The sequence below is a fragment of the Streptomyces sp. NPDC015032 genome (assembly GCF_043080425.1).
In the GTDB taxonomy this organism is placed as follows: Bacteria; Actinomycetota; Actinomycetes; order Streptomycetales; family Streptomycetaceae; genus Streptomyces.
On record NZ_JBIBVN010000010.1, the window covers coordinates 1 to 23,946 of the forward strand.

A 23,946-nucleotide genomic window follows, 5' to 3' on the forward strand; every position below is an offset into this window, starting at 1 on the left:
TGCGTTTCCGACTCTATCAGACTCTTTCGTGTCCGATTCCCGGTCGAAGCGGGGCTGCTTTCCAGTTCTTCGCTTTCGCGTTTCCCTTTCCGGCGAGTCCGACTCTATCAGATCCTTTCGGGCCTGATTCCCAGTCAGCGGGGTTTGCCTTCCCGGCCGTTGGGCCGTTCCGACGGGTGAGACTTTAGCGGAATCCTGGGCCTCGACGCTAATCGGGGTCGCGTTCCTTCGAACGCGGATTCCTCATTTCGCAAATACACACAGAAAGCCCAGCGACAGATGTCGCAGACCGGACGTGGTTGTTGCGGAATGATTGTCCGGGGACCGACCGGGGTCGGCGCTCACGTCGGACAACTCGGAGAACCTTACGGATGTGGGCGTGTCGTGTCAACCTCCGGCCGGACCGGGTTCTGACGGCGGTGGGTTGCCGAAGGTGGTGCGCGGTGCGGAGCCGATCGAGGCTGCCGGGCAGCCGTCAGCCGTTGCCGGTGGCGAGTTCGCGGCTGCGGTCGCGGGCGGCTTCGAGGGCGGCGATGAGGGCGGCTCGTACGCCGTGGTTCTCCAGCTCGCGGATGGCGCTGATGGTGGTGCCGGCCGGGCTGGTGACGGCCTCACGGAGCTTGACCGGGTGTTCGCCGCTGTCGCGGAGCATCACGGCGGCGCCGATGGCGGCCTGGACGATCAGTTCGTGGGCCTGGGCGCGGGGCAGGCCGAGCAGGATGCCCGCGTCGGTCATCGCCTCGACGAGGAAGTAGAAGTACGCGGGGCCCGAGCCGGAGAGGGCGGTTGCCGCGTCCTGCTGGGACTCGGGCACGCGCAGGGTCTTGCCGACGCCGCCGAAGATCGCCTCGGCGGTGGCGAGGTGTCCGGTGGTGGCGTGGCTGCCTGCGGAGATGACGGACATGCCCTCGTCGACGAGGACGGGAGTGTTCGGCATGACGCGTACGACCGGGGTGTCCGCGGCGAGGCGGTCCTCGATGAAGGCGGTCGTGATGCCCGCGGCGGCGCTGATGACCAGGCGGTCGGCGGTGACGTGCTCGGCAAGCTCGTCGAGGAGCCTGCCCATGTCCTGGGGCTTGACCGCGAGGATGAGGATGTCGGCGCGCTTGGCGGCCTCGGCGTTGGTGACGGAGTCGACGCCGTAGCGGCTGTGGAGCTCCTCGGCGCGCTCGGAGCGGCGGGTGGTGACCAGCAGGTTCGCCGGGCGCCAGCCCGCCCGGATCATTCCGCTGAGCAGGGCCTCGCCGATCTTGCCGGTGCCGAGGACTGCAACTGTCTGGGTCATGCGGTTCACCCTCCGGGCGGTGCTCTCGGTTCTCCGTGCGTCGTGCGTCGTGCGTCGTGCGTCGTGCGTCGTGCTGATGGTGCTCGGTGCTCGTGTCCGCCATCCTCGCACCGGGGCCGGTCAGGCGGTACGTCGGCGGAGCGTGGCCGCACCGAGGGCGAGGACGAGGAGTGCACAGCCCGCGACGACCAGGATGTCGCGGATGAAGTCGCCGGTGACGTCGGTGTGGCGGAGGACCTCGTTCATGCCGTCGACCGCGTACGACATGGGCAGGACGTTCGAGAGCGCTTCGAGTACGGGGGCCATCCGGTCGCGTGCGGTGAACAGTCCGCAGAGCAGGAGCTGCGGAAAGATCACGGCCGGCATGAACTGGACGGCCTGGAACTCGGACGCGGCGAAGGCGGAGACGAAGAGGCCCAGCGCCGTGCCGAGCAGCGCGTCGAGCAGGGCGACGAGGAGGAGCAGCCACGGGGAGCCGGTGACGTCCAGGCCGAGTGCCCAGACCGAGAGCGCGGTGGCCAGGAGGGACTGGACGATGGCGACGGCGCCGAAGGCGAGGGCGTAGCCGCCGATCAGGTCGCCCTTGCCGAGCGGCATGGCGAGAAGGCGTTCGAGGGTGCCCGAGGTGCGTTCGCGCAGAGTGGCGATCGAGGTCACCAGGAACATCGTGATCAGCGGGAAGATGCCGAGGAGCGAGGCGCCGATGGCGTCGAAGGTGCGGGGGCCGGCGTCGAACACGTACCGGAGCAGCGTGATCATCACGACCGGGATCAGGAGGAGCAGCGCGATGGTGCGCGGGTCGTGGGTCAGCTGGCGCAGGACGCGCGCGGCGGTGGCGAGGGTGCGGGCCGGGCTCAGGGGTGGTGCGGCGGCCGGGTGGGAGAGGGGGCCGGGCGTCGCGTGCGTGCTCAGGGGGCCGGAGGTCGTGTGCGTGTTCATCGGGCGGTCTCCTGACGGACGGCGGCGTTGTCGACCAGGTGGAGGAACGCCTCTTCGACGGTGGCGGTGCGGGCGGCGGTGCGCAGGGCCTCGGGGGTGTCGTCGGCGAGGATCTCGCCCCCGCGCATGAGGAGCAGGCGGTGGCAGCGCTCGGCCTCGTCCATGACGTGGGAGGAGACGAGGAGTGTGGTGCCGCGGTCGGCCGCGAGGGAGTGGAAGAGGTTCCACAGGTCACGGCGGAGTACCGGGTCCAGGCCGACGGTCGGTTCGTCGAGGACCAGGAGCTCGGGGGTGCCGAGCAGGGCCACGGCGAGGGAGACGCGGGTGAGCTGGCCGCCGGAGAGGGTGCCGGCGAGGGCGTCGGTGTGGCTGATCAGGTCGACCTCGGTGATCGCGTGGGTGACGGCGGCCCGGCGTGCGTCGCGGAGTCGGCGGCCCGGCCGGAGGATCGCCGCGAAGTAGTCGAGGTTCTGCCGGACCGTCAGGTCGGTGTAGACGGACGGTGCCTGGGTGACGTACCCGATCCGCGGGCGGAGAGTGGGGTGGCCCGCGGGGCTGCCGAGCACGTCGAGGGTGCCGGTGACCTTGGCCTGGGTGCCCACGACGGCTCGCATCAGGGTGGATTTGCCGCAGCCGGAGGGGCCCAGGAGTCCGGTGATTCTGCCGGGTTCGACGGTGAAGTCGAGGTCGCGGAGGACGGTGCGGTTGCCTCGTACGACGGTGAGGCCGCGGGCCTCGATGGCAGGACCCGAGGAATTCATCATGCGATGAATTTTTATCCCGGCGCACCCCTCCGTCAAGGGTGTGCGCGTGGCGAGGGGCGCGATCGGACGGGAGCGTTCCACCTCTTTGCGCTTCCGTGACCATCAGCCGGTACCGGATCCGGTCCGGGCATTCAACTTCCGTAAAGGACAATGAATTTCACCGTCCCCCCGGTATCCGCGCATCTCCCAGTCCATGACGTGTCCGTCAGTCGATGGAGGTGCTTCCCGTGCGTCGTTTTCCGAACTACCGCCCGAGCTTCCGGCCCTTTCTGGTTTCACGGGCCGACTTCACCGCTTCGCTCGTCGTCTTCCTGGTCGCCCTGCCGCTGTGCGTGGGGGTGGCCGTCGCCTCCGGAGTACCGGCCGAACTGGGGCTGATCACCGGGATAGTAGGCGGGCTCGTCACGGGCCTGCTCCCGGGCAGCAGCCTGCAGGTCAGCGGGCCCGCCGCCGGACTGACCGTGCTCGTCTACGAGGCGGTGCACAGCTACGGGGCCGGCACCCTGGGGGTGCTGGTGCTGGCCGCCGGTGTGGTGCAGGTGGGGCTGGGGGTGCTGCGGCTCGGGCAGTGGTTCCGGGCCGTGTCCGTGTCCGTCGTGCAGGGGATGCTCGCCGGGATCGGCCTCGTGCTGGTTGTGGGGCAGCTGTACGTGCTGGCCGACGCGGTGGCGCCCGGAACCATGGGGCAGAAGCTCGGCGGGCTGCCGCGGCTGGCGCTCGGTACGGGGGTGACGGGCAGCGCGGTCGCCGTCGGGATCGGGGCGCTCCTCGTACTCATACTGTGGCCGAAGTGGCCGCGGGCGGCCCGGCTGGTCCCCGCGCCCCTGGTGGCGGTGGGGCTGGCGGCCGGGGCGACCTGGCTCCTCGACCTGCCCGTACGGCGGCTGGCGGTGAGCGGGCTGCTGGATGCCGTACGGCCGCCGGGGCCCGGGGACTGGGCACGGCTCACGGAAGTGGGCGTCATCGGCACCGTCCTGGCGTTCGCGCTGATCGCCTCGGCCGAATCGCTGTTCGGTGCGGCGGCCGTGGACCGGCTGCATGACGGCAGGCGCACGGACTACGACAAGGAGCTGATCGCGCAGGGGACCGGCAATGCGGTGTGCGGGCTGCTCGGCTCGTTGCCGATGACCGCGGTGATCGTGCGCAGCGCGGCGAATGTCCGCGCCGGGGCGAGGACGAAGGCGTCCCGGGTGCTCCACGGCGTGTGGCTGTTGCTCTTCGCCGCTGTGCTGCCGGGCGCGCTCGGGGTGATTCCGGTGGCGGCGCCGGCTGCGGTGCTGCTGCATGCGGGCTTCAAGCTCGTTCCCGTACGGGCGTTGGTGCCGCTGTGGCGTGAGCATCGCGGGGAGGCGGTGGTGCTCGCGGTGACGGCGGGGACGATCGTGGCCACGAGTCTCTTCGAGGGGGTGCTGGTGGGGCTGCTGCTGGCCGTGGCCAAGACCGCCTGGGACATCAGCCATGTGCACATCGAGACGCAGGAGCAGCCGGACGAGCAGGGCGGCGACGGGGTGTTGCGGGTGCGGGTCGCGGGCCACGCCACGTTCCTGCGGCTGCCGAAGCTGCTGGACGCGCTGGACGGCCTGCCGCGCGACCGGACCGTGGTGCTGGACCTCAGCGGGCTGCACCACACCGACCACGCGTGCGCCGCGGCCCTGGAGGGCTGGGCCGCCGAGCGGAAGGCCCGAGAGACTCGCGAGGAACCGCGGCTGTCGGGGCAGGAGCGCGGCGGGGGTGAGCCGGACGGGGCCGAGGACGGGCGGATCGCCACGCTCGGGTCGACCACGTAACTGCGCGGGGGCCCGGTGCCGGTGCTCGCCCGGAATGCGGGTGTGCGGCTCGGGCCTGCCCGAGCGGGTCCCGGCCGCGCGCGGAACCCGACCCGCACGCGAAGAGGGCTGCCCGCACGAGGACGAGTCCGGCCGCGCTCGTGCGGCGTGGAGCTCGGCGGACCGCCCCTGGTGAAGATGGCGACCAGTCCGGCCGCGCTCGTGCGGCGTGGAGTGTTGCCCCGGGGCCTGCTTCCGGTTCCTACTTGCGCTTGGGGCGCTTGCCCTTGGTGGTCCTGGTCTTGCGGGCGGCCGGGTTCCCGGTGCGGGACGAGCGGCGCTTCGCGTAGCGGGCCAGGGCCGTCTCGTACTCCGTGCGGCGCAGCTGCTCGCCCGGAGCCTCCTTGAACGTGCGGAGGAAGTACGCGATCAGCGAGCCGACGAAGCCGATCGTCTTGAGGCCGCGCAGGTTCGCCTCGCGCGCCGGATCGGCCGGGCGGCGGCTGAATCCCTCCCAGGTCTTGCGGAAGGCGACGGCACTGCAGATGGCGAACATCAGGACGATCAGGATGCCGACGAGGCTGCCGACGTCGGCGATCTCCAGCCCCTGGAAGGCGAGGCGGAGGACGAAGCAGGCGGCGACCGCGGCGGCGAGGGAGCCGACCGCGGCCCCGGCCCGGCGCAGCCCGTAGCCCCCGTCGTGGTCGACCCAGGTCGTACCGAAGAAGAGCAGGGGCTCGGGCTGCGGACCGGGCGTGGTGGAGCCGGGCGGTTCGCTGCCGGGCGGGTTGCCGGCGCCGGGGGCTTCGCTGTTCTCGCTCACGAGGTCGATTATCCCCGGGCCGGTCACGGTCCCGGTCGCGGTCCCGCCGCGGCTCCGGTCACTTCGCCGTGCGGTCGGTCGCCGTGCCGGTCAGTCGCCGTGTCGGTCAGTCGCAGCGCGGGGCGATGTAGCCGTCGCTGCCCGTGTGGACGTAGGCGTCCGCCACGAACTGGCCGTTGGCGATGTTGTCCCAGAGGTTCGAGGTGCCGTACGGGCCGGTGACCCGCTCCCCCGGCTTCTGGCAGTAGACCGCGACCTTCACTCCGTACGGCAGTGTCCGGACGATGCCGTACTTGGTGCCCGGTCCCGTGCGGACGTTGACGCGGTAGCCCGGTGCGATGGGGTACCTGGTGACGTCGTCGGTACCGGCGAGCGCGGCGACGCCCTCGGCCGTGTCATCGGTGCCCGTGACACTGTCGGTGTGCTCGTCCATGGCCATGAGGCCCTCCCCCGTTGAGAGACGGTGTGTACGACGCGCAGGCTACAAGCCCCATCCGTCTCGCACGCACCATCGACTAGGCTCCGTGCGTCGCGCTTGCGGACGAACACACGGGGGTGGGCGATGCCGCCGCTGCGAGGTACCGGAGCCAATCCGGAAGCGGAGCATCCGGAATACGCCGGTCAGTACCGCTTGGAGGCATGTCTCGGCGCGGGTGGCATGGGCGTCGTGCACCTGGCGCGGTCCACCTCGGGGTTGCAGCTCGCGGTCAAGGTGGTGCATCGGAACTACTCCCAGGACCCCGAGTTCAGGGCCCGGTTCCGGCAGGAGGTCGGGGCCGCGAGGCGGGTCAGCGGGGCCTTCACGGCATCGGTCGTCGACGCCGACCCGGACGCCGCGCAGCCGTGGATGGCCACCCTGTACGTGCCCGGCCCCACGCTCGCCGACCAGGTGAAGCGGAACGGGCCGCTGGCTCCCGCCGAACTCCGCAGGCTGACGGCTGGACTTGCCGAGGCGCTGCGCGACATCCATCGGGCCGGGGTCATCCACCGCGATCTCAAGCCGAGCAATGTACTGCTCTCCGACTCCGGGCCCAAGGTCATCGACTTCGGGATCTCCCGGCCGTACGACAGCGATCTGCGCACCGAGACGGGCAAGCTGATCGGCTCGCCGCCGTACATGGCGCCCGAGCAGTTCCAGCGGCCGCGTGAGGTCGGGCCCGCCGCGGATGTGTTCGCCCTGGGCGCCGTGCTCGTCCACGCGGCGACCGGCCGGGGGCCCTTCGACTCGGACAGCCCGTACATCGTGGCCTACCAGGTGGTGCACGACGAGGCGGATCTGACGGGCGTACCGGCGGATCTGGAGCCGCTGATCGGACAGTGCCTGGCGAAGGACCCGGCCCAGCGACCCACTCCGGACGACATCATGGCGGCGCTGCGCCCTCCTTCGTACGACGCCGCCGCGTTCATACCGTCGCAGCGGAGGCCGGGCGCCGTCGGGGCCGAAGCCGCGGCGGTGCCGGGGGCAGGGCCGGGGACCGGACCGGAGAACGAACCGGAGTCGGAGCCGGAGACGGGAATCGCGGCCCGCGCGGACGCGGACACACATGTACGCGCGGGTGCGGCGGCGCGGGCCCTGAGGGCGACCGCTAACCGTGGCGGCAAGCGGTGGTGGCCGGCTGCCGCCGCCGCTGCCGCGCTGCTCGTCATGGGTGCCGGTGGCCTGTGGGCGGCCGGTGTGATGGGCGATTCGGGTGAGCCGGGCGGGTCGGGCGGGGCGAAGGGCTCGGCGGAGGCGGTCGCACCGTGGCATACGCCGCTCCTGTCGTCGGGCACCTCGACGCCGGCCTGCTCCTCGGCGGGCGGCGACGACGAAGGGGCGTCCGGCCGGTCCGTGGCGCTGTACTGCACCGCGTCCGGTACCGGCACCGCCCGGTTGGACCCCGCGGACGGCCGGGTGCTGTGGTCCCGCGGCGGCGCCGGGAACGCCCCGCCGGCCGGCGTGGTGTCGGCCACCGGCGACCTGGTGCACACGGCGGTGCCGGGCGGGAAGCTCCGGGCGTACGACCCCGCCAAGGGCGAGCAGGTCTGGCAGGCGGATCTCTCCTCGTACCTCGGCACCCCCTTCGCCGCGGGTGACACGCTGCTGCTGGTCGCCGAGGACGGCACGACCGAGGCGCTCGACGCGGCGACCGGCGTGTCCCGCTGGCGGCACGCGCTCACCGGGCACCACCGCCCGGACTTCGCGCTGTACGACGACGCCTCGGGGCTGGCCTACGCGTTCGAGCACTCGGCCGACGGGGCGACCACGCTGGTCACGGCCGTCGACGCGGCGACCGGGCGGGTGACCTGGCAGCGGCGGCTGGACGGGATGCTCACCCCGGTGGGGACCTCGGACGGCGCGCTCGTCCTGACGTCCATGAACGGGGACACCCAGACCGTCGGGCTGGTCCGCTACGACCCGGGGCAAAAGCGCGTCGGCCGGGTGGCGCTGCCGTTCCGGATGAACGAACCGGAGGTCGTGGTGGGCGGGGACACCGCCTATCTGCTGGCGCACGGCGGGACGCTGGTCGCCGTCGACACGCGTCGGGCCGGCGGCAAAGCCGTTCTCTGGCAGCTGGAGACCGCTGCCGGGCGGACGTCGGCACCCGTACTCGCCGGTGGAAACCGGCTGTACTTCTCGGCGGCGGACGGGCGGCTGCTCGCCGTGGACACGGCGCGCGGAACGCTGCTGGGGCAGACGAGCCCCCGGCTCCGGGACGGGAAACTCACGTACGCCTCGACGCTCCCCGCCCCCGTCGCCGCCGGCCGGGCCGTCTTCGGGACCGCGCCCGACGGGTCCGTGTTCGCCGTCGACGGCAAGGACCCCGCTCACTGGTGAGAGCGGGGCCCGGCCTTCCGTGGCGTTCGCGGCTCGGTTCAGCCGAGCTTGGACACGTCCCGCACCGCGCCCCGGTCCGCGCTCGTCGCCATCGCGGCGTACGCCCGCAGCGCCGCGCTGACCTTGCGGTCGCGGTTCTTCGGCGCGTAGACACCGTTCAGCGCCTCGCGGCGGGTGGTCAGCTCGGCCTCGGGGACGAGGAGCTCGATCGAACGGTTCGGGATGTCGATCCTGATCCGGTCGCCGTCCTCGACCAGCGCGATGGTGCCGCCCGACGCGGCCTCCGGCGAGGCGTGGCCGATGGACAGGCCCGACGTACCGCCGGAGAAGCGGCCGTCGGTCACCAGGGCGCAGCTCTTGCCGAGGCCGCGGCCCTTGAGGAAGGACGTGGGGTAGAGCATCTCCTGCATGCCGGGACCGCCGCGCGGGCCCTCGTAACGGATGACGACGACGTCGCCCTCCTTGATCTCCTTGCGGAGGATCTTGTCGACGGCCTCCTCCTGCGACTCGCAGACGACCGCCGGGCCCTCGAAGGTCCAGATCGACTCGTCGACGCCCGCCGTCTTCACGACACAGCCGTCCTCGGCGAGGTTCCCCTTGAGGACCGCGAGGCCGCCGTCCTTGGAGTACGCGTGCGCCAGGTCGCGGATGCAGCCGCCGGCCGCGTCGAGGTCGAGGGTCTCCCAGCGCTCGGACTGCGAGAAGGCGGTCGCGGAACGGACGCATCCGGGGGCCGCGTGCCACAGCTCGACGGCCTCCGGGGACGGGGAACCGCCGCGGACGTCCCAGTTCTTCAGCCACTCGGCGAGGGAGCCGGAGTGCACCGAGTGCACGTCCTCGTCGAGCAGGCCGCCGCGGTGCAGCTCGCCGAGGATGGCGGGGATGCCGCCGGCCCGGTGCACGTCCTCCATGTAGTACGTGCCGCCGGGGGCCACGTTGGGCGCGACCTTGGACAGGCAGGGGACGCGGCGCGAGACCTCGTTGATGTCGTCGAGGTCGTAGGAGAGCTCGGCCTCCTGCGCCGCGGCGAGCAGATGCAGGATCGTGTTGGTCGAGCCGCCCATGGCGATGTCGAGCGCCATGGCGTTGTCGAACGCGGCGCGGGTGCCGATGGAGCGCGGCAGCACCGTCGCGTCGTCCTGCTCGTAGTAGCGCCTGGTGATCTCGACGACCGTACGGCCGGCCTCCTCGTACAGCGCCTTGCGGGCGGTGTGCGTGGCGAGGACGGAGCCATTGCCGGGCAGGGAGAGGCCGAGGACCTCGGTCAGGCAGTTCATCGAGTTGGCGGTGAACATGCCGGAACAACTGCCGCAGGTGGGGCAGGCGTTCTCCTCGATGCGGAGGATGTCCTCGTCCGAGACGTTCTCGTTGACGGCGTCGCTGATCGCGTTGATCAGGTCGAGCTTGCGGACCGTACCGTCGACGAGGGTGGCCCGGCCGGCCTCCATCGGGCCGCCGGAGACGAAGACCGTGGGGATGTTGAGGCGCATCGCGGCCATCAGCATGCCGGGCGTGATCTTGTCGCAGTTGGAGATGCAGATCAGCGCGTCCGCGCAGTGCGCCTCGACCATGTACTCGACGGAGTCGGCGATCAGGTCGCGGGAAGGGAGGCTGTACAGCATCCCGGCGTGGCCCATCGCGATGCCGTCGTCGACGGCGATCGTGTTGAACTCGCGCGGCACGGCACCCGCGGCCTTGATGGCGTCGGAGACGATCCGGCCGACCGGGGCCAGGTGGGTGTGGCCGGGGACGAACTCGGTGAAGGAGTTGGCGACCGCGATGATCGGCTTGCCGATGTCCTCGCTCGCTACGCCCGAGGCCCGCATAAGGGCGCGGGCGCCCGCCATGTTGCGGCCGTGGGTGACAGTGCGGGACCTCAGCTGGGGCATCGTCTCTCGCTCCTTCGACATAAAAGACTCTCTCCGAGCGTACGCCTCCGGCTCCAAGATCTGGACACGGTGTCCGGTATGCGGGACGGGGTGCTCGCTGGGCGGGCCGGGCGGAGGGCGGGCACGGGTGGTGCCGCGCGGGTCGCCGCGCGAGGGCGCAGCAACGGGACGGTCAGGGTTCCGCCAGGTAGCGCTGCAACGTCGGTGCCACCATCTCGACGATCTTCTCGGGGGGTGCCGAAGCCAGTGGTTCCGCCCGGACGACGTAGCGCAGCATCGCGATCCCGAGCATGTGCGAGGCGGCCAGTTCCGCGCGGAACGTCGCGTCCGGTACGTCCAGTGTCTCCGCGACGCGTTCCAGGAGGCGGCGCAGGAAGACGCCGCGGAGGACCTCCGCCGCCGCCTCGTGCGTCAGCGCGGAGCGCATGATCGCCAGCAGCGGGGCCCTGGACGCCGGGTTCTCCCACACGGTGATGAAGTAGCCGGCCAGCCGCTCCCCCAGGCCGTCCGTGCCGCCGCCGAGAACGGCCGGGATCACCAGGGACGGCTCGAAGGAGAGCTCGACGGCCGCCGCGAAGACCTCGTCCTTGGTACCGAAGTAGTGGTGGACGAGTGCGGGGTCGACATCCGCCGCCCTGGCGATGCCCCTGATCGACGTCTTGTCGTAGCCGCGCTCCGCGAACTCGGTGCGGGCCGCCTCCAGGATCCGGGCGCGGGCGTCGGGGCCGGTGGCCTGGGCCTTGCGGGAGGGGCGGCCGCGGCGCCTGGGGGCCGCGGGACCCTCGTCGTCGGTGCGGCCGCCGGTCACGGACGCGGTGCCCCGGCGGAGGACGACGCCAGGTGGAGCCGGGTGAAGGCCAGCGCCTCCGCCAGATCGGCCTCGCGTTCGGCGGTGGACATGGCGCGACGGGTGTTGACCTCGACGACGACATGGCCGTCGAAGCCGGTACGGGCCAGGTGTTCCAGGAGCTCGGCGCAGGGCTGGTCACCGCGGCCGGGCACCAGGTGCTCGTCCTTGTTGGAGCCCTTGCCGTCGGCCAGGTGGATGTGGGCGAGCCGGTCGCCCATCCGGTCCACCATCGCCATGCCGTCCGTGCGGGCCGTCGCGGTGTGCGAGAGGTCCACGGTGAAGTGCCGGTAGTCGTCGTGGGTGACGTCCCAGTCGGGGGCGTACGCCAGCATCTCGCGGTCCCGGTAGCGCCAGGGGTACATGTTCTCGACGGCGAACCGCACGTCCGTCTCGTCCGCCATGCGCCAGATCCCGGTGACGAAGTCGCGCGCGTAGTTGCGCTGCCAACGGAACGGCGGATGGACGACGACGGTCGTCGCCCCGAGCTTCTCCGCGGCGGCACGGGCCCGCTGGAGCTTCACCCATGGATCGGTGGACCAGACGCGCTGGGTGATCAGCAGACAGGGCGCGTGGACGGCGAGGATCGGCACCTGGTGATGGTCCGAGAGCCGTCTCAGGGCCTCGATGTCCTGACTGACGGGGTCGGTCCACACCATGACCTCGACACCGTCGTAACCAAGACGCGCGGCGATCTCGAAGGCCGTCGACGTCGACTCCGGGTAGACGGAAGCCGTCGACAGGGCGACCTTCGCATCCGGGATGCGCACCACTGGTTCTGCCACTGGGACAGCGTACGGGCAGTGGCATGCCCCGCCGAGAGTCCCGGACGGAAAGTGAGAAGGACCATGATGGGCTTCCGGCCACCTGCGCGGGGCGGTTCGGGGCGGAACGCCCCCTCGGCGGGGCTGCTTCCGGGCGGTACGGGCGTGCCCCGCGGTACGGGCGGCTCCCCCACGGTACGGGCGCTCCCCCCTCCGCACAGGCGCTCCCCCTCGGCAGGGCCGCTTCCGGGCGGTACGGGCGCGCCCCGGCGCGGCCGCCTCCCCCGCGCGTACTCGGCACGACGCGGCCTACTCCGCCGGCTCCGCCGGCAGATGGTCCAGGCGGCGCAGGATGACGCCCTCACGCAGCGCCCAGGGGCAGATCTCCAGTTCATCGACCCCGAACAGATCCATGGCCCCCTCCGCGACCAGCGCCCCGGCCAGCAGCTGCGCGGCCCGGCCCTCGGTGACCCCCGGCAGGGTCCCCCGCTGCGCGACGGTCATCGCCGCCAGCTTCGGCACCCACTCCTCCAGTGCCTTGCGGGTGAGGGCGCGCTGCACGTACAGGCCGTCGTTGGAGCGTGCGGCGCCCGCGATCCTGGCGAGCTGCTTGAAGGTCTTGGAAGTGCCGACGACATGGTCCGGGCGCCCGAGGCGGGTGAACTCCCCGACGCTCCGGGCGATCCTGGCCCGTACATGGCGGCGCAGCGCCTTCACATCCGCCGGGTCCGGCGGATCGCCGGGCAGCCACCCCGCGGTCAGCCGGCCGGCCCCGAGCGGCAGCGACACCGCCGCGTCCGGTTCCTCGTCCATGCCGTACGCGATCTCCAGCGAGCCGCCCCCGATGTCCAGGACCAGCAGCCGCCCCGCCGACCAGCCGAACCAGCGGCGGGCGGCGAGGAAGGTGAGCCGGGCCTCCTCCGCGCCGCTGAGGACGGTGAGGTCGATGCCCGTCTCATCGCGCACCCGGGCCAGCACCTGGTCGGCGTTGCGTGCCTCCCGCACCGCGGATGTGGCGAACGGGAGAACGTCCTCGCACCCCTTGTCCTCGGCGGCCTGGAGCGCGTCGGTGAGCGTGGCCACGAGCCGGTCCACACCGTGGGGGCCGATCGCCCCGTCCTCGTCGAGGAGTTCGGCCAGGCGCAGCTCCGCCTTGTGCGAGTGCGCGGGCAGCGGCCGGGCACCCGGGTGCGCGTCCACCACCAGCAGATGCACTGTGTTCGAACCCACGTCGAGGACTCCGAGTCTCATACCCGGAACGCTACCGGGACGGCAGACTTACTCTTGGCGCGTGCCAAAGACGAAAAAGGCGAAGCCGGGCAAAACCACGAAGAAGCAGAGAACGAAGCAGGAGATGCAGCAGCAGGAAGCGAACGGACCGATCCGGTCCGAAGACGAAACGGGTATCGACTTCGCACGCGCCTGGGTCGAGTTCCCCGACCCCGCGGACGACGAGCAGGTCTTCCGCTGCGACCTGACCTGGCTGACTTCCAGGTGGACCTGCATCTTCGGCAGCGGCTGCCAGGGCATCCAGGCAGGGCGTGCGGACGACGGGTGCTGCACGCTGGGCGCGCACTTCTCGGACGAGGACGACGAGGAGCGGGTGGCGGGCCACGTCGAGCGGCTGACTCCCGAGTTGTGGCAGTTCCACGACGTCGGTACGGAGACGGGCTGGGTCGAGGTCGACGACGACGGGGAACGCCAGACGCGGCGCTGGAAGGGGTCGTGCATCTTCCAGAACCGCCCCGGCTTCGCGGCGGGCGCGGGCTGCTCGCTGCACATCCTGGCGCTGCGGGAGGGCAAGGAGCCCCTGGAGACCAAGCCGGACGTCTGCTGGCAGCTGCCGGTCCGGCGTACGTACGACTGGATCGACCGGCCCGACGACACGCGCGTGCTCCAGGTCTCGATCGGCGAGTACGACCGCAGGGGCTGGGGTCCGGGCGGTCACGACCTGCACTGGTGGTGCACATCGGCGACGTCCGCGCACGGCGCCGGGGAGCCGGTGTACGTCTCGTACCGGCCGGAACTCATCGAGCTGATGGGCAAGGAGGGGTACGACCGGCTGGTCGAGCTGTGCGAGGAGCGCCTGTCCTCGCTGCTGCCGATGGCACCGCACCCGGCGGATCCGGCCTGACGGCGACTGCGGCGTGAGGGCTGCCGCGGCGGCGGGGACTGCCGCGGCGGCGGGGACTGCCGCGGCGGCGGGGACTGCCGCGGCGGCGGCGTGACGGCGGCCGCCCCGCCCCGTGCCGGGGAACCTCGGGCTACGGGACCTGACCGCCACCGGGAGCGGCACGGTCCGGGTGGCGGTCAGGAAGTCGTCGGCACGGTCGCCCTGCCCTCGGGCGAGCAGGAGGAGCGCCTTCCGGGGGTCCGACTCGGCAGACATGCCGTTCCCCCGGCTCCGTCCGTCGGCCTCTCCGTCCGTCGGCCTCTCCGTCCGTCGACGCGGAAACCCCGCGCGGAGGCCCCGCGCGGGGTTTCCGTACGCGGCGTCCGCCGGCACGGGACGCGGTGCCGGCCGGGCGCCCCGTGGCCGCCGGGCGCCGCCGGGCGCCACCGGTCCTGCGGACGTCCGGCCCCGGCCTTCAGTCCCGCTGTGCGGAACCGCCGGTATCCGCGCCCGGGTCGGTGGGCGTCGACGGGCCGGTCGGGTCCGGGGACGGTTCCGGATCGGTCGGCGTCGGTGTGGGGTCCGTGGAGCCCGTCGGGCCGGGGGTCGGATCGGTCGGCCGGGTGGGGTCCGGCGAGGACGGCGGCTGCGACGGCACGGACGGGCCCGAAGAGGCGGGCGGACCCGAATGCCCCGGGCCGCCGGGGGACGGTGCCGCCGTCCCGTGCCCCCGGATCGCCACGACCGCCCCCGACGGGGCCAGGGCGATGCGCGCGCTCCAGGGGCCGGCGGGCTCCCGCAGGTGGTCCACGAGGACGCGGATCGTGGTGCTCCCGCCTGCGGCGAGCGTCCCCGAGGAGTTGTCGAGGCGCAGCCAGGACGCGTCCGCCCGGGCCGACCACGCGACCGGCGCGCTGCCCCGGGCGGTCAGCCGGATCAGTGTCGTGCCGCCGGACGAGCGGGCCTCGACGGTGAGCCCGCCGGAGCCGCCCCCCGCCGTGCCGGGGCTGATCACCTCGGCCGAGACGTCCGGGCCGCGGCCGTCACCGAAGGGGGCGCCGGGCCGGGGACGGTCGTTGCCCGCGTTCTCGTAGTGGCCGTCCGGGGTGCCGTCGGGTCCGTGGCCGGCGTCCGTCTCGGTCGCGGTGACCGAGGAGCCGTCGTGGCCCTCGCCGGTCTGCGGTGCGCCGCGATAGGCGGCCCACAGCGCGATCACCGGGGCCGCGACGACCGTCGCCACCAGCGTCGTCGTCACGACCCTGGCCCGCAGCCGGTCCCGGCGCGCGGCGTGGTCCTTCGGGTCCATGGGGAAGCCCGCCCGGTCGAAGCGCGGGCCGCCGGACCGGTTCCGCTGGGCGTGCACCATCGCGACGTACGCGGACGGCCGCGGCGCCGCGACGACCGGCAGCGCGGCGGCCGGGGTGACGGCCGCGCCCGGCCACGGGCCCTCGGCACCGGCCCGCTCGGCGGCCCGGCGGCAGCGGGGGCAGTCGTCGACGTGACGGACGAGTTCGCGGCGCAGGGCGGCGGAGAGCAGGACGCGGTGGTCGCCGGTGAGCCGGGCGATGGTGGGGCAGTTGCCGGTCTCGACGACGGCGAGGGCGGCGCGGGTGCGTTCCACTTCGCAGGCCGCGGCGGCCAGGAGCTCGCGAGCGGTCGCGGGTTCGAGGCCCAGGACGGAGGCGACGGCGCGCGGGGCGAGGCGATGGCGTACGGCGAGTTCGAGCGCCTCGCGCTGCTCGGGGGTGGTGCCCGCGGCCTCCGGCCAGGCCAGCTGGGCGAGTTCGCGGCGGTGCGCCTCGGCGGCGGCCCCGGACTCGTGCGCGGGGGCCTGGCCCACCGGGGCGTCGCCCGGCACGAAGGGGACCGACGGCTTCGCGACGGCGGGGGGCGTACGGCGTCCCGCGCGCGCCCCCTGGGTGGCCGTCCCGCTCGGCTGCTTGCCCGGAGGACCGCCCGCCGCCCGCTTCTTCTCCCGCTCCCGCTTGGCCGGCTGCCGTCCCGGCTGCTTGGCCTGCTGTCCTCCCGGCAGCGTTCCGCCGGCCTTGTGGCGGTGCGCCCGACGGCCCTGCTTCTGCTCGGCGAGCTTGCGCAGGCACATCCATCTGGCCAGCGCGTACAGCCAGGATTTACGTTCCTCCTCACCCTCCGGGCACCGGCCGTCCTGCCGTTCCGCGATCGCGAGCACACCGCCGAGCGCCTCGGTGGCGGCATCGTGGTCGCAGAGCACGGAGAGGCAGTAGGTGAAGAGGCCGTCGAGATGCGGCTCGTAACGTGCCGGAGGCCGCTGCGGCGAAGGCTGCGTCGAGGAGTGGGGCGCACTGCGCCGCGTCCGGTGTGCGCCGGTGGTGTGCGTGGGGGGCTCCAGTCTGCTGCTCGTCACCCGGCGACCGTAGGCAGCACAGAGCACGCCTTTAGCGTCCCTTCAGCACATTTAATCCTTACGGGTGAACGTATCGCTCAAAAGGGGACAGGAATCCTGGTTTCACGTGCCCCGAGTCACTGATTCCGGTGGATGTCCCCGGCCTCCGGTGGACGCCCCCGCGCGCCGGGCGCCGCCCGCGGACCGCCCCCGGCGGCGTTGTCGGTCCCCACCTATACGGTTGCGCCATGGCTGCCCGTACGAAATCCGCGAAGGACCGGCCGTCCTACCGCTGCACCGAATGCGGCTGGACGACCGCCAAGTGGCTCGGCCGCTGCCCCGAATGCCAGGCGTGGGGGACGGTCGAGGAGTTCGGCGGCGCCCCCGCCGTACGGACCACCGCGGCCGGCCGGGTCAGCAGCGCCGCGCTCCCCATCGGCCAGGTCGACAGCCGGCAGGCCACCGCCCGGTCGACCGGTGTCGGTGAGCTGGACCGGGTGCTCGGCGGCGGTCTCGTCCCCGGCGCCGTCGTGCTGCTCGCGGGCGAGCCGGGCGTCGGCAAGTCGACGCTGCTGCTGGATGTCGCCGCCAAGGCGGCGAGCGACGACCACCGCACCCTCTATGTCACCGCCGAGGAGTCCGCGAGCCAGGTGCGCCTGCGCGCCGACCGGATCCGGGCGATCAATGACCATCTGTATCTCGCCGCCGAGACCGACCTGTCCGCGGTCCTCGGCCATCTGGACGCCGTCAAGCCGTCGCTCCTCGTCCTCGACTCCGTACAGACCGTCGCCTCGCCCGAGATCGACGGGGCGCCGGGCGGGATGGCACAGGTCCGGGAGGTCGCCGGCGCCCTCATCCGGGCCTCCAAGGAGCGCGGCATGTCGACGCTCCTGGTCGGCCATGTCACCAAGGACGGGGCGATCGCCGGGCCGCGGCTGCTGGAGCATCTCGTCGATGTGGTGCTGTCCTTCGAGGGCGACCGCCACGCCCGCCTGCGGCTCGTACGGGGAGTCAAGAACAGGTACGGCGCGACCGACGAGGTCGGCTGTTTCGAGCTGCACGACGAGGGCATCACCGGCCTCGCCGACCCGTCCGGGCTGTTCCTCACCCGGCGCGACGAGCCCGTGCCCGGCACCTGTCTGACCGTCACCCTGGAGGGCAAGCGCCCGCTCGTCGCCGAGGTGCAGGCGCTGACGGTCGATTCCCAGATCCCTTCGCCCCGGCGCACCACCTCGGGACTGGAGACGTCCCGGGTGTCGATGATGCTGGCCGTCCTGGAGCAGCGTGGCCGGATCAGCTCGCTCGGCAAGCGCGACATCTACAGCGCGACGGTCGGCGGCGTGAAGCTCTCCGAGCCCGCCGCGGACCTCGCGGTCGCGCTGGCGCTGGCCAGCGCCGCCAGTGACACCCCCCTGCCCAAGAACCTGGTGGCGATCGGCGAGGTGGGCCTCGCGGGCGAGGTCAGACGGGTCACGGGGGTCCAGCGCAGGCTGGCCGAGGCGCACCGTCTGGGCTTCACGCACGCGCTGGTTCCAACCGACCCGGGGAAGATCCCGGCCGGTATGAAGGTCACAGAAGTCGCCAACATGGGCGATGCTCTGAGCGTGCTCCCGCGCCGGTCTCGCGCACAGGCCCCACGGGAGGAGAACGCGCGCCGGTAGACTTTGCCCTGGTCTCGCCCGTCCGTACGAACGGTATGAGTGACGTAAGGGCACCGCAAACCTGTGACCGGAGGAGTGCAGTGGCAGCCAGCGACCGGGCAGCATCGCCCGGAAAGTCCGGCCAAGGCACCGGTAACGAGGCGCTGATGCGCGCCTCATTGAGCGCCGTCGCGCCCGGAATGGCGCTGCGGGACGGCCTGGAGCGCATTCTCCGCGGCAACACCGGCGGGCTGGTCGTGCTCGGCATGGACAAGACCGTGGAGTCGATGTGCACCGGCGGATTCGTGCTGGACGTGGAATTCACCGCGACGCGCCTGCGTGAGCTGGCCAAGCTCGACGGAGCGCTGATCCTCGACAAGGACATGACCAAGATCCTGCGGGCCGGTGTGCAGCTGGTCCCGGATGCCTCCATCCCCACCGAGGAGACCGGCACCCGCCACCGCACGGCGGACCGGGTCTCCAAGCAGTGCAACTTCCCGGTCGTCTCCGTCTCCCAGTCGATGCGTCTGATCGCGCTGTACGTGGACGGGGAGCGCCGGGTCCTGGAGGAGTCCGCCGCGATCCTCTCCCGCGCCAATCAGGCGCTCGCCACCCTGGAGCGGTACAAGCTCCGGCTCGACGAGGTCGCGGGCACGCTCTCGGCGCTGGAGATCGAGGACCTGGTGACGGTCCGGGACGTGACGGCCGTCGCGCAGCGGCTGGAGATGGTCCGCCGGATCGCGACCGAGATCGCGGAGTACGTGGTGGAGCTGGGCACCGACGGCCGGCTTCTCTCCCTCCAGCTCGACGAGTTGATCGCGGGTGTCGAGCCGGAGCGTGAGCTGGTCGTGCGCGACTACGTGCCGGAGCCGACCGCCAAGCGGTCCCGTACGGTCGCCGAGGCGCTGACCGAACTGGACGCGCTCTCCCACACCGAACTGCTCGAACTCCCGGTGGTGGCGAGGGCGCTGGGGTACAGCGGCTCGCCGGAGACACTGGATTCGGCGGTCTCGCCGCGCGGCTTCAGGCTGCTGGCGAAGGTGCCGCGGCTGCCCGGGGCGATCATCGACCGGCTGGTGGAGCACTTCGGCGGCCTGCAGAAGCTCCTCGCCGCCAGCGTGGACGACCTCCAGACGGTCGACGGGGTCGGCGAGGCACGGGCGCGGAGCGTACGCGAGGGCCTGTCGCGGCTGGCCGAGTCGTCGATCCTCGAACGCTACGTGTAGCCGTACCTCATGGGGCCCGGGAGACCGGGCCCCGCGGCGTTTCCCGGGCCGCCCCCGCCCCTCGGCTCACACCTCGCAGCCCTTCACGCCCCGGTCCACTGCGCGCCCGGCCCACCACGCCCCGGTCCTTCGCGGTTCAGTCCTTCACGAGGACGAACGAGGCGCGCTGCACCGGCTCGCCCGGCGCCTTCGCCTCGACCAGATACGTACCGGGCCCGGCGGTTCCCGACGGCGGCGTCGCGCACTGCGGGACGCTCTTCTTGCGGTCCCACTCCACGGTGTGGACGACGGTCGACCCCGCCGGGACCTTCAGCAGCAGGCTGCCGGCATTGCGCGGGCAGTCCTTGGAGGACCACACCTGATTGTCGTCGCCGCCCGCCTCGGTGATGGTGAGCACCGCGCTCTTCGGCCCGAAGTCGGCCTTGCAGGTGGTGGACGAGGTGTTCCTGGCGACCAGCCGGAACTTCGGCTTCTCGCCGGGGCTGTAGCTGAGTTCGGTTTTCAGGCTCAACTGAAGTGCGTCGGCCGTGCAGTTGGGGAGCGGTGAGGCCGCCGGGACCTGCTGACCGGCCGTCGCTCCGTCGCCGCTCGCGCCACCGGCTCCGGTGGCCGGTCCGCTGCCGGTGCCCGTACTGTCGCCGCTGTCGCCCGCGCCCGTGCCGGTGTCGTCTCCGGCACCCTTGCCCGAGTCGCCCGACTCGTCGCGCCCGCCCGGCTGCTGGGTGATGGCCGAACCGGACGGGGTCGGGCCGGGGGTGATCTCGTGCACGGGACCCGACCCACCGGGCCGGGAGTCGTCCGTGCTCCCCTTGTCGCCTCGGGAGGTGACGGCCCATACGATCAGCAACACGAGCAGCGCGACCAGCGTCGCCGCCACCGCCCTCCGTCGCCAGTAGATGGTGGAGGGAAGCGGCCCGATCGGATTACGCAAAGATCCCACGCTGCAAACTGTACGAGAGATCGGCGCCGACTCCCGCCCCACCCGCCGCCCGGCCACGAAGTTTGGCGGATCATCATCCCGGCTCGGCCCGTTCGGGCCCGTATTTCCGCCGGATCGGGCCCCCGGGATCGCCGAAGGTGACCACTCGGATTCGTTGACTACCCTCTGTCACATGGATAGTTCAGCTACTGCGCCGCTCTACCGGGACATCACCGACTTCGCTCATGACATGCCGTCATGGGTGCAACACCTGGCCGAAATATGGACGGAGCTGGGACTCCTGGTCTTCGGGGTTCTGTTCATCACCGGGTGGTGGCGGGCCCGCCGGGCGGACGAGACCGCCCTGGCACTGGCGGTGCTCGCGCCTCTCGCGACGGCCTTCGCCTATGTGTGCAGCGAGGTACTCAAGTCGGTGGTGGACGAGGAGCGGCCCTGCCGGACGGTCGTCGGGGCGGCGGCCTCGCTGGTGCCGTGCCCGCCGACGGGCGACTGGTCGTTCCCCAGCAACCACTCCGCGATCGCCGGAGCGGCAGCCGTCGCCCTGGCGATCGCCCGGCCCCGGCTGGCCTGGCTCACCGTGCCGCTGGCCCTGCTGATGGCCTTCTCCCGGGTCTTCGTCGGGGTGCACTACCCGCATGACGTGGCGGTCGGCCTGCTGCTGGGCGCGGCGGTGTCGGCCGCGGTGGTCGCCGTGCTGTACCGGCCGGCACGGTCGCTCGCCCGGACGGTACGGGGCAGCGGGGCGCCGGCGGCGGCCCTGGTGTCGGGGCCGGGGCGGAGTACGGAGCGGAGTACGGGGACGGCGGGCCGGTCCCGGCGGCGGGGCAGGGGATCCCGGCGGCGCGGCGGACGGCACTGACGTTCCGGGGGAACCGTTCCTTACCAGTGTGCATGAGTGGGTCCTGGACCCAGTCATGTGTGCTGGGCACATCCCGAACGGTGTTGGATGCGCTGGGTTGCCGCTTTCTCGTCCCGTTCGGCAGCACGCCTCCAGGGGCGTGTTCCGTTGCGGGTGGGCGGGTTCCCTCACGCCCCCGTACATCCGGTGGGGCCTGGGCGGTCCGATGCTCCGCACGATCTCTCCGGTCGTGTGGGGGCGGTGCCGTCCGACGCCGGACCGGGTGTCCGAGGGCGCGTCGTCCGATCGCGATGCCGGCGGCATCGTGACGGGACATCTTTCGTTTGGGGGTGGCCAGTGGTTTCTGCCAGTGCTGGGCCCCCCACACGCTGGTGTAGGCGGGGTCGACCGCGACAATACTCAGGCCCTGCTCCGCGGCCATGGAGACCAGCCGGGCCCTGAGCTTCCCGGTCGGGATGCCGGAGATCAGCTGCCTGAACCGTTTCCTGCGGCCGTGTTTCTCGCGGGTCTTCTCGGCGGTGAAGTCGAGGTCCTCGATGGCGATCGCGCCCGCACCGGTTTGCTTGGCCCCGTGCAGGAGCTGGGTCAGGGCGTGGCGGATCTGGGCATCGCGGTGAGCGGTGGTGCCGGACAGGTCGTAGAAGAAGCGCCGGGGCTCGCCGGTGGGGTTGCCGTGTGGGTCGAGGTGGTAGGCGGCGAAGTGGTCGGCGTTGGTGTCGACGCCGACCATGCCCCGGGCGCGGGCGGTGGCCAGCGGGATCGTCCGGACGGCGGGGCGTTGCCAGGACGCGGTGAGGTACCAGCGGCCACGGCCGGTGTCGAGGTGGATGCGGTAGGCGACGGCCCGGTTCGCGGTGACGCGGTCGGCCCACTCCACGCCCCGGTGCGCAAACCTTACGGTCGAGGCGAGGAGGTACCGGCCGTGCTTGGTGTTGGCGAGGTGGGAGAGCGGGGCGGGCAGCTTGATGCTGATCTCGCCGTCCGGGGTGACGCGGATGGTCTCGTTCCCGAACCGTTTCCCGGACTCGCCGTCGGCGGCGATGAACCAGCGTTCCGCTTCCCAGCGTTCTCGCCACTGCTCCTCGGTGAGGTGGGTGTCGGTGAGGTGGTGGCGGGTGTTGAGGAGCCGTTTGCCACCCCGTACGACCCGGACGCGTCCGGCCCGCCGGTCACGGACCGCAGCATCATGCCGGGCTTCCAGCGCCGCGAGACGGCGGGACTTGTGGAACCACTCACCCCTGGACCGGTAACCACCCGGGGCCCGCTTCGTGCCCGGCACGCCGATAGGGAGGGACAGGCGGTGCCGCAGCGTCCCGATCCCGGCCTCCAACATCTGGACGTACGCCGCCTGGCAACGCCGGGCCAGCGCCCACTGGTCATGGGTGGCCTTGGTGATCGCACCCGCGATCCGCGACGACGACACCCCGGTCAGGTCCCGCTTACGCGACGCCCAAGTCTGCGCACTGTGCTCCAGTCCACCCGCACAACGGGCCCTGAGGTCACGGGAAGCCAGACGGCCCTGGTGCTCACCGACCGCACGCAGAACCTCCTCGTCCTGGGGCGTGAGGTGCTTGAGACGGTCCCGGACCGCCACCCCGCACGGCCCGGCCACCACGAACGGCGCCGCCAACTCCCGCACACCACCCACCACAACACCCCCACCCCCAAGACCGGACACCCGCCCCCAGCCCAACGAGCACCAACCGCAAAGGTCACCCATTCGACCCCAGAACCCCCGTTCCCACCCCACGAAGCCGCCGACAGGACTCACTCATGCTCACCACAACCCACTTCAACGCAACAAACCAACAGCAGCCCACCACCCCTTGGGCCGGTTGCCGGATTCCGCAGGGACAGACGGGTGGCATTATCACCCCAAGGGCCCTCAGGAGGAGCGACACCACCGTGCGCGGAGCCCTCGTCCGCCCTTCCGTGCCAGGATCGTGGGTGCGATGACTGCCATGACTGCGACACAGACGCCCCCCACCTCCCTCCATGCTCCCGTCATCGGGTGGTTCGAACAGCACGCCCGCGATCTGCCCTGGCGCCGTCCCGAAGCGGGCGCCTGGGGTGTGATGGTGAGCGAGTTCATGCTGCAGCAGACCCCCGTCAGCCGGGTCCTTCCGGTGTACGAACAGTGGATGGCCCGCTGGCCGCGCCCGGCGGACCTGGCCGCCGAGCCGCCCGGTGAGGCGGTCCGCGCCTGGGGCCGGCTCGGCTACCCGCGCCGCGCGCTCCGCCTGCACGGGGCCGCGCAGGCCATAACTGAACGGCACAGCGGCGACGTACCGAGCGAGCACGGTCAGCTGCTCGCCCTGCCCGGGATCGGCGAGTACACCGCGGCGGCCGTGGCCTCGTTCGCGTACGGGCAGCGCCATGCCGTACTCGACACGAACGTCCGCCGGGTGTTCGCCCGGGCCGCGACCGGCATCCAGTACCCGCCGAACGCGACCACCGCCGCCGAGCGCAAGCTCGCCCGCGCACTGCTCCCCGAGGAGGACGAGCGGGCCGCCCGCTGGGCCGCCGCGACGATGGAGCTCGGCGCCCTCGTCTGCACCGCCAAGAACGAGGACTGCACACGGTGCCCGATCGCCGGGCAGTGTGCCTGGCGACTGGCCGGGAAGCCCGCCCACCAGGGGCCCCCGCGGCGTGGTCAGACCTACGCCGGCACCGACCGGCAGGTGCGCGGGCGGCTGCTCGCCGTGCTGCGCGAGGCCGTGGCTCCGGTGCCGCAGTCGGCACTGGACGCGGTGTGGGACGAACCGGTGCAACGGGCTCGCGCACTGGACGGACTGGTCGCGGACGGCCTCGTCGAACCGCTGGCCGGCGGCCAGTACCGGCTGCCGCTGAGCTGAGCCTCCGGCTCCTGGCTCCCGGCTCCCGGATTCCGCCGCTGTTACACAACCGATGG

General features: G+C 72.3%; 18 protein-coding genes and 1 pseudogene. 7 read left to right on the forward strand and 12 right to left on the reverse strand.

Features of this window, described 5'->3' with window-relative positions; all coding sequences use genetic code 11:
* Positions 1-475: 475 nt before the first annotated feature.
* From proC to ACF08M_RS16525, 3 genes are all read right to left on the reverse strand, one after another.
* Positions 476-1,285, reverse strand: a complete 810-nt coding sequence (gene proC / locus ACF08M_RS16515) for a pyrroline-5-carboxylate reductase (protein WP_392185957.1) — start codon at positions 1,283-1,285, stop codon at positions 476-478.
* A gap of 120 nt (positions 1,286-1,405) precedes the next feature.
* Positions 1,406-2,224 carry an ABC transporter permease gene (locus ACF08M_RS16520; RefSeq protein ID WP_392185958.1) on the reverse strand — a complete coding sequence of 273 codons (819 nt, stop codon included), beginning with the start codon at positions 2,222-2,224 and terminating at the stop codon, positions 1,406-1,408.
* Entirely contained in the window at positions 2,221-2,988 is a 768-nt protein-coding gene (locus ACF08M_RS16525) for an ABC transporter ATP-binding protein (protein ID WP_392185959.1), read from the reverse strand. The genes ACF08M_RS16520 and ACF08M_RS16525 overlap by 4 nt, the downstream gene beginning before the upstream one ends.
* 227 nt (positions 2,989-3,215) lie before the next feature.
* On the opposite strand from ACF08M_RS16525, the gene ACF08M_RS16530 reads away from it, so the two are divergent.
* Complete coding sequence (locus ACF08M_RS16530) at positions 3,216-4,775, forward strand: SulP family inorganic anion transporter (RefSeq protein ID WP_392185960.1); 1,560 nt, start codon at positions 3,216-3,218, stop codon at positions 4,773-4,775.
* A gap of 241 nt (positions 4,776-5,016) precedes the next feature.
* On the opposite strand, the gene ACF08M_RS16535 is transcribed toward ACF08M_RS16530, so the two are convergent.
* Together ACF08M_RS16535 and ACF08M_RS16540 are read right to left on the reverse strand one after the other, a co-directional pair.
* Positions 5,017-5,577, reverse strand: a complete 561-nt coding sequence (locus ACF08M_RS16535) for a hypothetical protein (protein WP_392185961.1) — start codon at positions 5,575-5,577, stop codon at positions 5,017-5,019.
* A gap of 106 nt (positions 5,578-5,683) precedes the next feature.
* Entirely contained in the window at positions 5,684-6,016 is a 333-nt protein-coding gene (locus ACF08M_RS16540; RefSeq protein WP_392185962.1) for an SH3 domain-containing protein, read from the reverse strand.
* A gap of 123 nt (positions 6,017-6,139) precedes the next feature.
* Between ACF08M_RS16540 and ACF08M_RS16545 the strand changes: the two genes are divergently transcribed.
* Entirely contained in the window at positions 6,140-8,395 is a 2,256-nt protein-coding gene (locus ACF08M_RS16545) for a PQQ-binding-like beta-propeller repeat protein (RefSeq protein WP_392185963.1), read from the forward strand.
* Positions 8,396-8,433: 38 nt separating this feature from the next.
* Here the strand turns inward: ACF08M_RS16545 and ilvD are convergent, their stop codons facing one another.
* The 4 genes from ilvD to ACF08M_RS16565 form a co-directional block, all read right to left on the reverse strand.
* Positions 8,434-10,284 (reverse strand): dihydroxy-acid dehydratase, encoded by a 1,851-nt coding sequence (gene ilvD, locus ACF08M_RS16550; protein WP_392185964.1) that lies wholly within the window; start codon positions 10,282-10,284, stop codon positions 8,434-8,436.
* Positions 10,285-10,456: 172 nt separating this feature from the next.
* Positions 10,457-11,092 carry a TetR family transcriptional regulator gene (locus ACF08M_RS16555; RefSeq protein WP_392185965.1) on the reverse strand — a complete coding sequence of 212 codons (636 nt, stop codon included), beginning with the start codon at positions 11,090-11,092 and terminating at the stop codon, positions 10,457-10,459.
* Positions 11,089-11,916, reverse strand: coding sequence for a sugar phosphate isomerase/epimerase family protein (locus ACF08M_RS16560; protein ID WP_392185966.1), 828 nt, complete (start codon positions 11,914-11,916; stop codon positions 11,089-11,091). Before ACF08M_RS16560 ends, ACF08M_RS16555 begins: the two co-directional genes overlap by 4 nt.
* A 288-nt stretch (positions 11,917-12,204) precedes the next feature.
* Positions 12,205-13,146: a Ppx/GppA family phosphatase gene (locus ACF08M_RS16565; protein ID WP_392185967.1), complete on the reverse strand. Its 942-nt coding sequence runs from the start codon at positions 13,144-13,146 to the stop codon at positions 12,205-12,207.
* A gap of 40 nt (positions 13,147-13,186) precedes the next feature.
* Between ACF08M_RS16565 and ACF08M_RS16570 the strand changes: the two genes are divergently transcribed.
* The gene (locus ACF08M_RS16570) at positions 13,187-14,029 is read left to right on the forward strand and encodes a hypothetical protein (protein ID WP_392185968.1); all 843 of its coding nucleotides are present in this window, start codon (positions 13,187-13,189) and stop codon (positions 14,027-14,029) included.
* A 454-nt stretch (positions 14,030-14,483) separates the two neighbouring features.
* Here the strand turns inward: ACF08M_RS16570 and ACF08M_RS16575 are convergent, their stop codons facing one another.
* Positions 14,484-16,391 (reverse strand): hypothetical protein, encoded by a 1,908-nt coding sequence (locus tag ACF08M_RS16575; protein ID WP_392185969.1) that lies wholly within the window; start codon positions 16,389-16,391, stop codon positions 14,484-14,486.
* A gap of 227 nt (positions 16,392-16,618) precedes the next feature.
* Between ACF08M_RS16575 and radA the strand changes: the two genes are divergently transcribed.
* Complete coding sequence (gene radA, locus ACF08M_RS16580; RefSeq protein ID WP_392185970.1) at positions 16,619-18,031, forward strand: DNA repair protein RadA; 1,413 nt, start codon at positions 16,619-16,621, stop codon at positions 18,029-18,031.
* Between the two features lie 80 nt (positions 18,032-18,111).
* Positions 18,112-19,236 (forward strand): DNA integrity scanning diadenylate cyclase DisA, encoded by a 1,125-nt coding sequence (disA, locus tag ACF08M_RS16585; protein WP_392185971.1) that lies wholly within the window; start codon positions 18,112-18,114, stop codon positions 19,234-19,236.
* Between the two features lie 136 nt (positions 19,237-19,372).
* On the opposite strand, the gene ACF08M_RS16590 is transcribed toward disA, so the two are convergent.
* On the reverse strand, positions 19,373-20,176 hold the full coding sequence (locus ACF08M_RS16590; RefSeq protein ID WP_392185972.1) for a hypothetical protein: 804 nt from the start codon (positions 20,174-20,176) through the stop codon (positions 19,373-19,375).
* Between the two features lie 172 nt (positions 20,177-20,348).
* On the opposite strand from ACF08M_RS16590, the gene ACF08M_RS16595 reads away from it, so the two are divergent.
* Positions 20,349-21,035, forward strand: coding sequence for a phosphatase PAP2 family protein (locus ACF08M_RS16595; protein WP_392185973.1), 687 nt, complete (start codon positions 20,349-20,351; stop codon positions 21,033-21,035).
* 25 nt (positions 21,036-21,060) lie between these two features.
* Here the strand turns inward: ACF08M_RS16595 and ACF08M_RS16600 are convergent.
* Positions 21,061-22,683, reverse strand: a pseudogene (locus ACF08M_RS16600) (IS200/IS605 family accessory protein TnpB-related protein); the annotation flags it as partial.
* A gap of 304 nt (positions 22,684-22,987) precedes the next feature.
* Here ACF08M_RS16600 and ACF08M_RS16605 point away from each other — a divergent pair.
* Positions 22,988-23,890: an A/G-specific adenine glycosylase gene (locus ACF08M_RS16605; RefSeq protein WP_392185974.1), complete on the forward strand. Its 903-nt coding sequence runs from the start codon at positions 22,988-22,990 to the stop codon at positions 23,888-23,890.
* Positions 23,891-23,946: the final 56 nt, after the last annotated feature.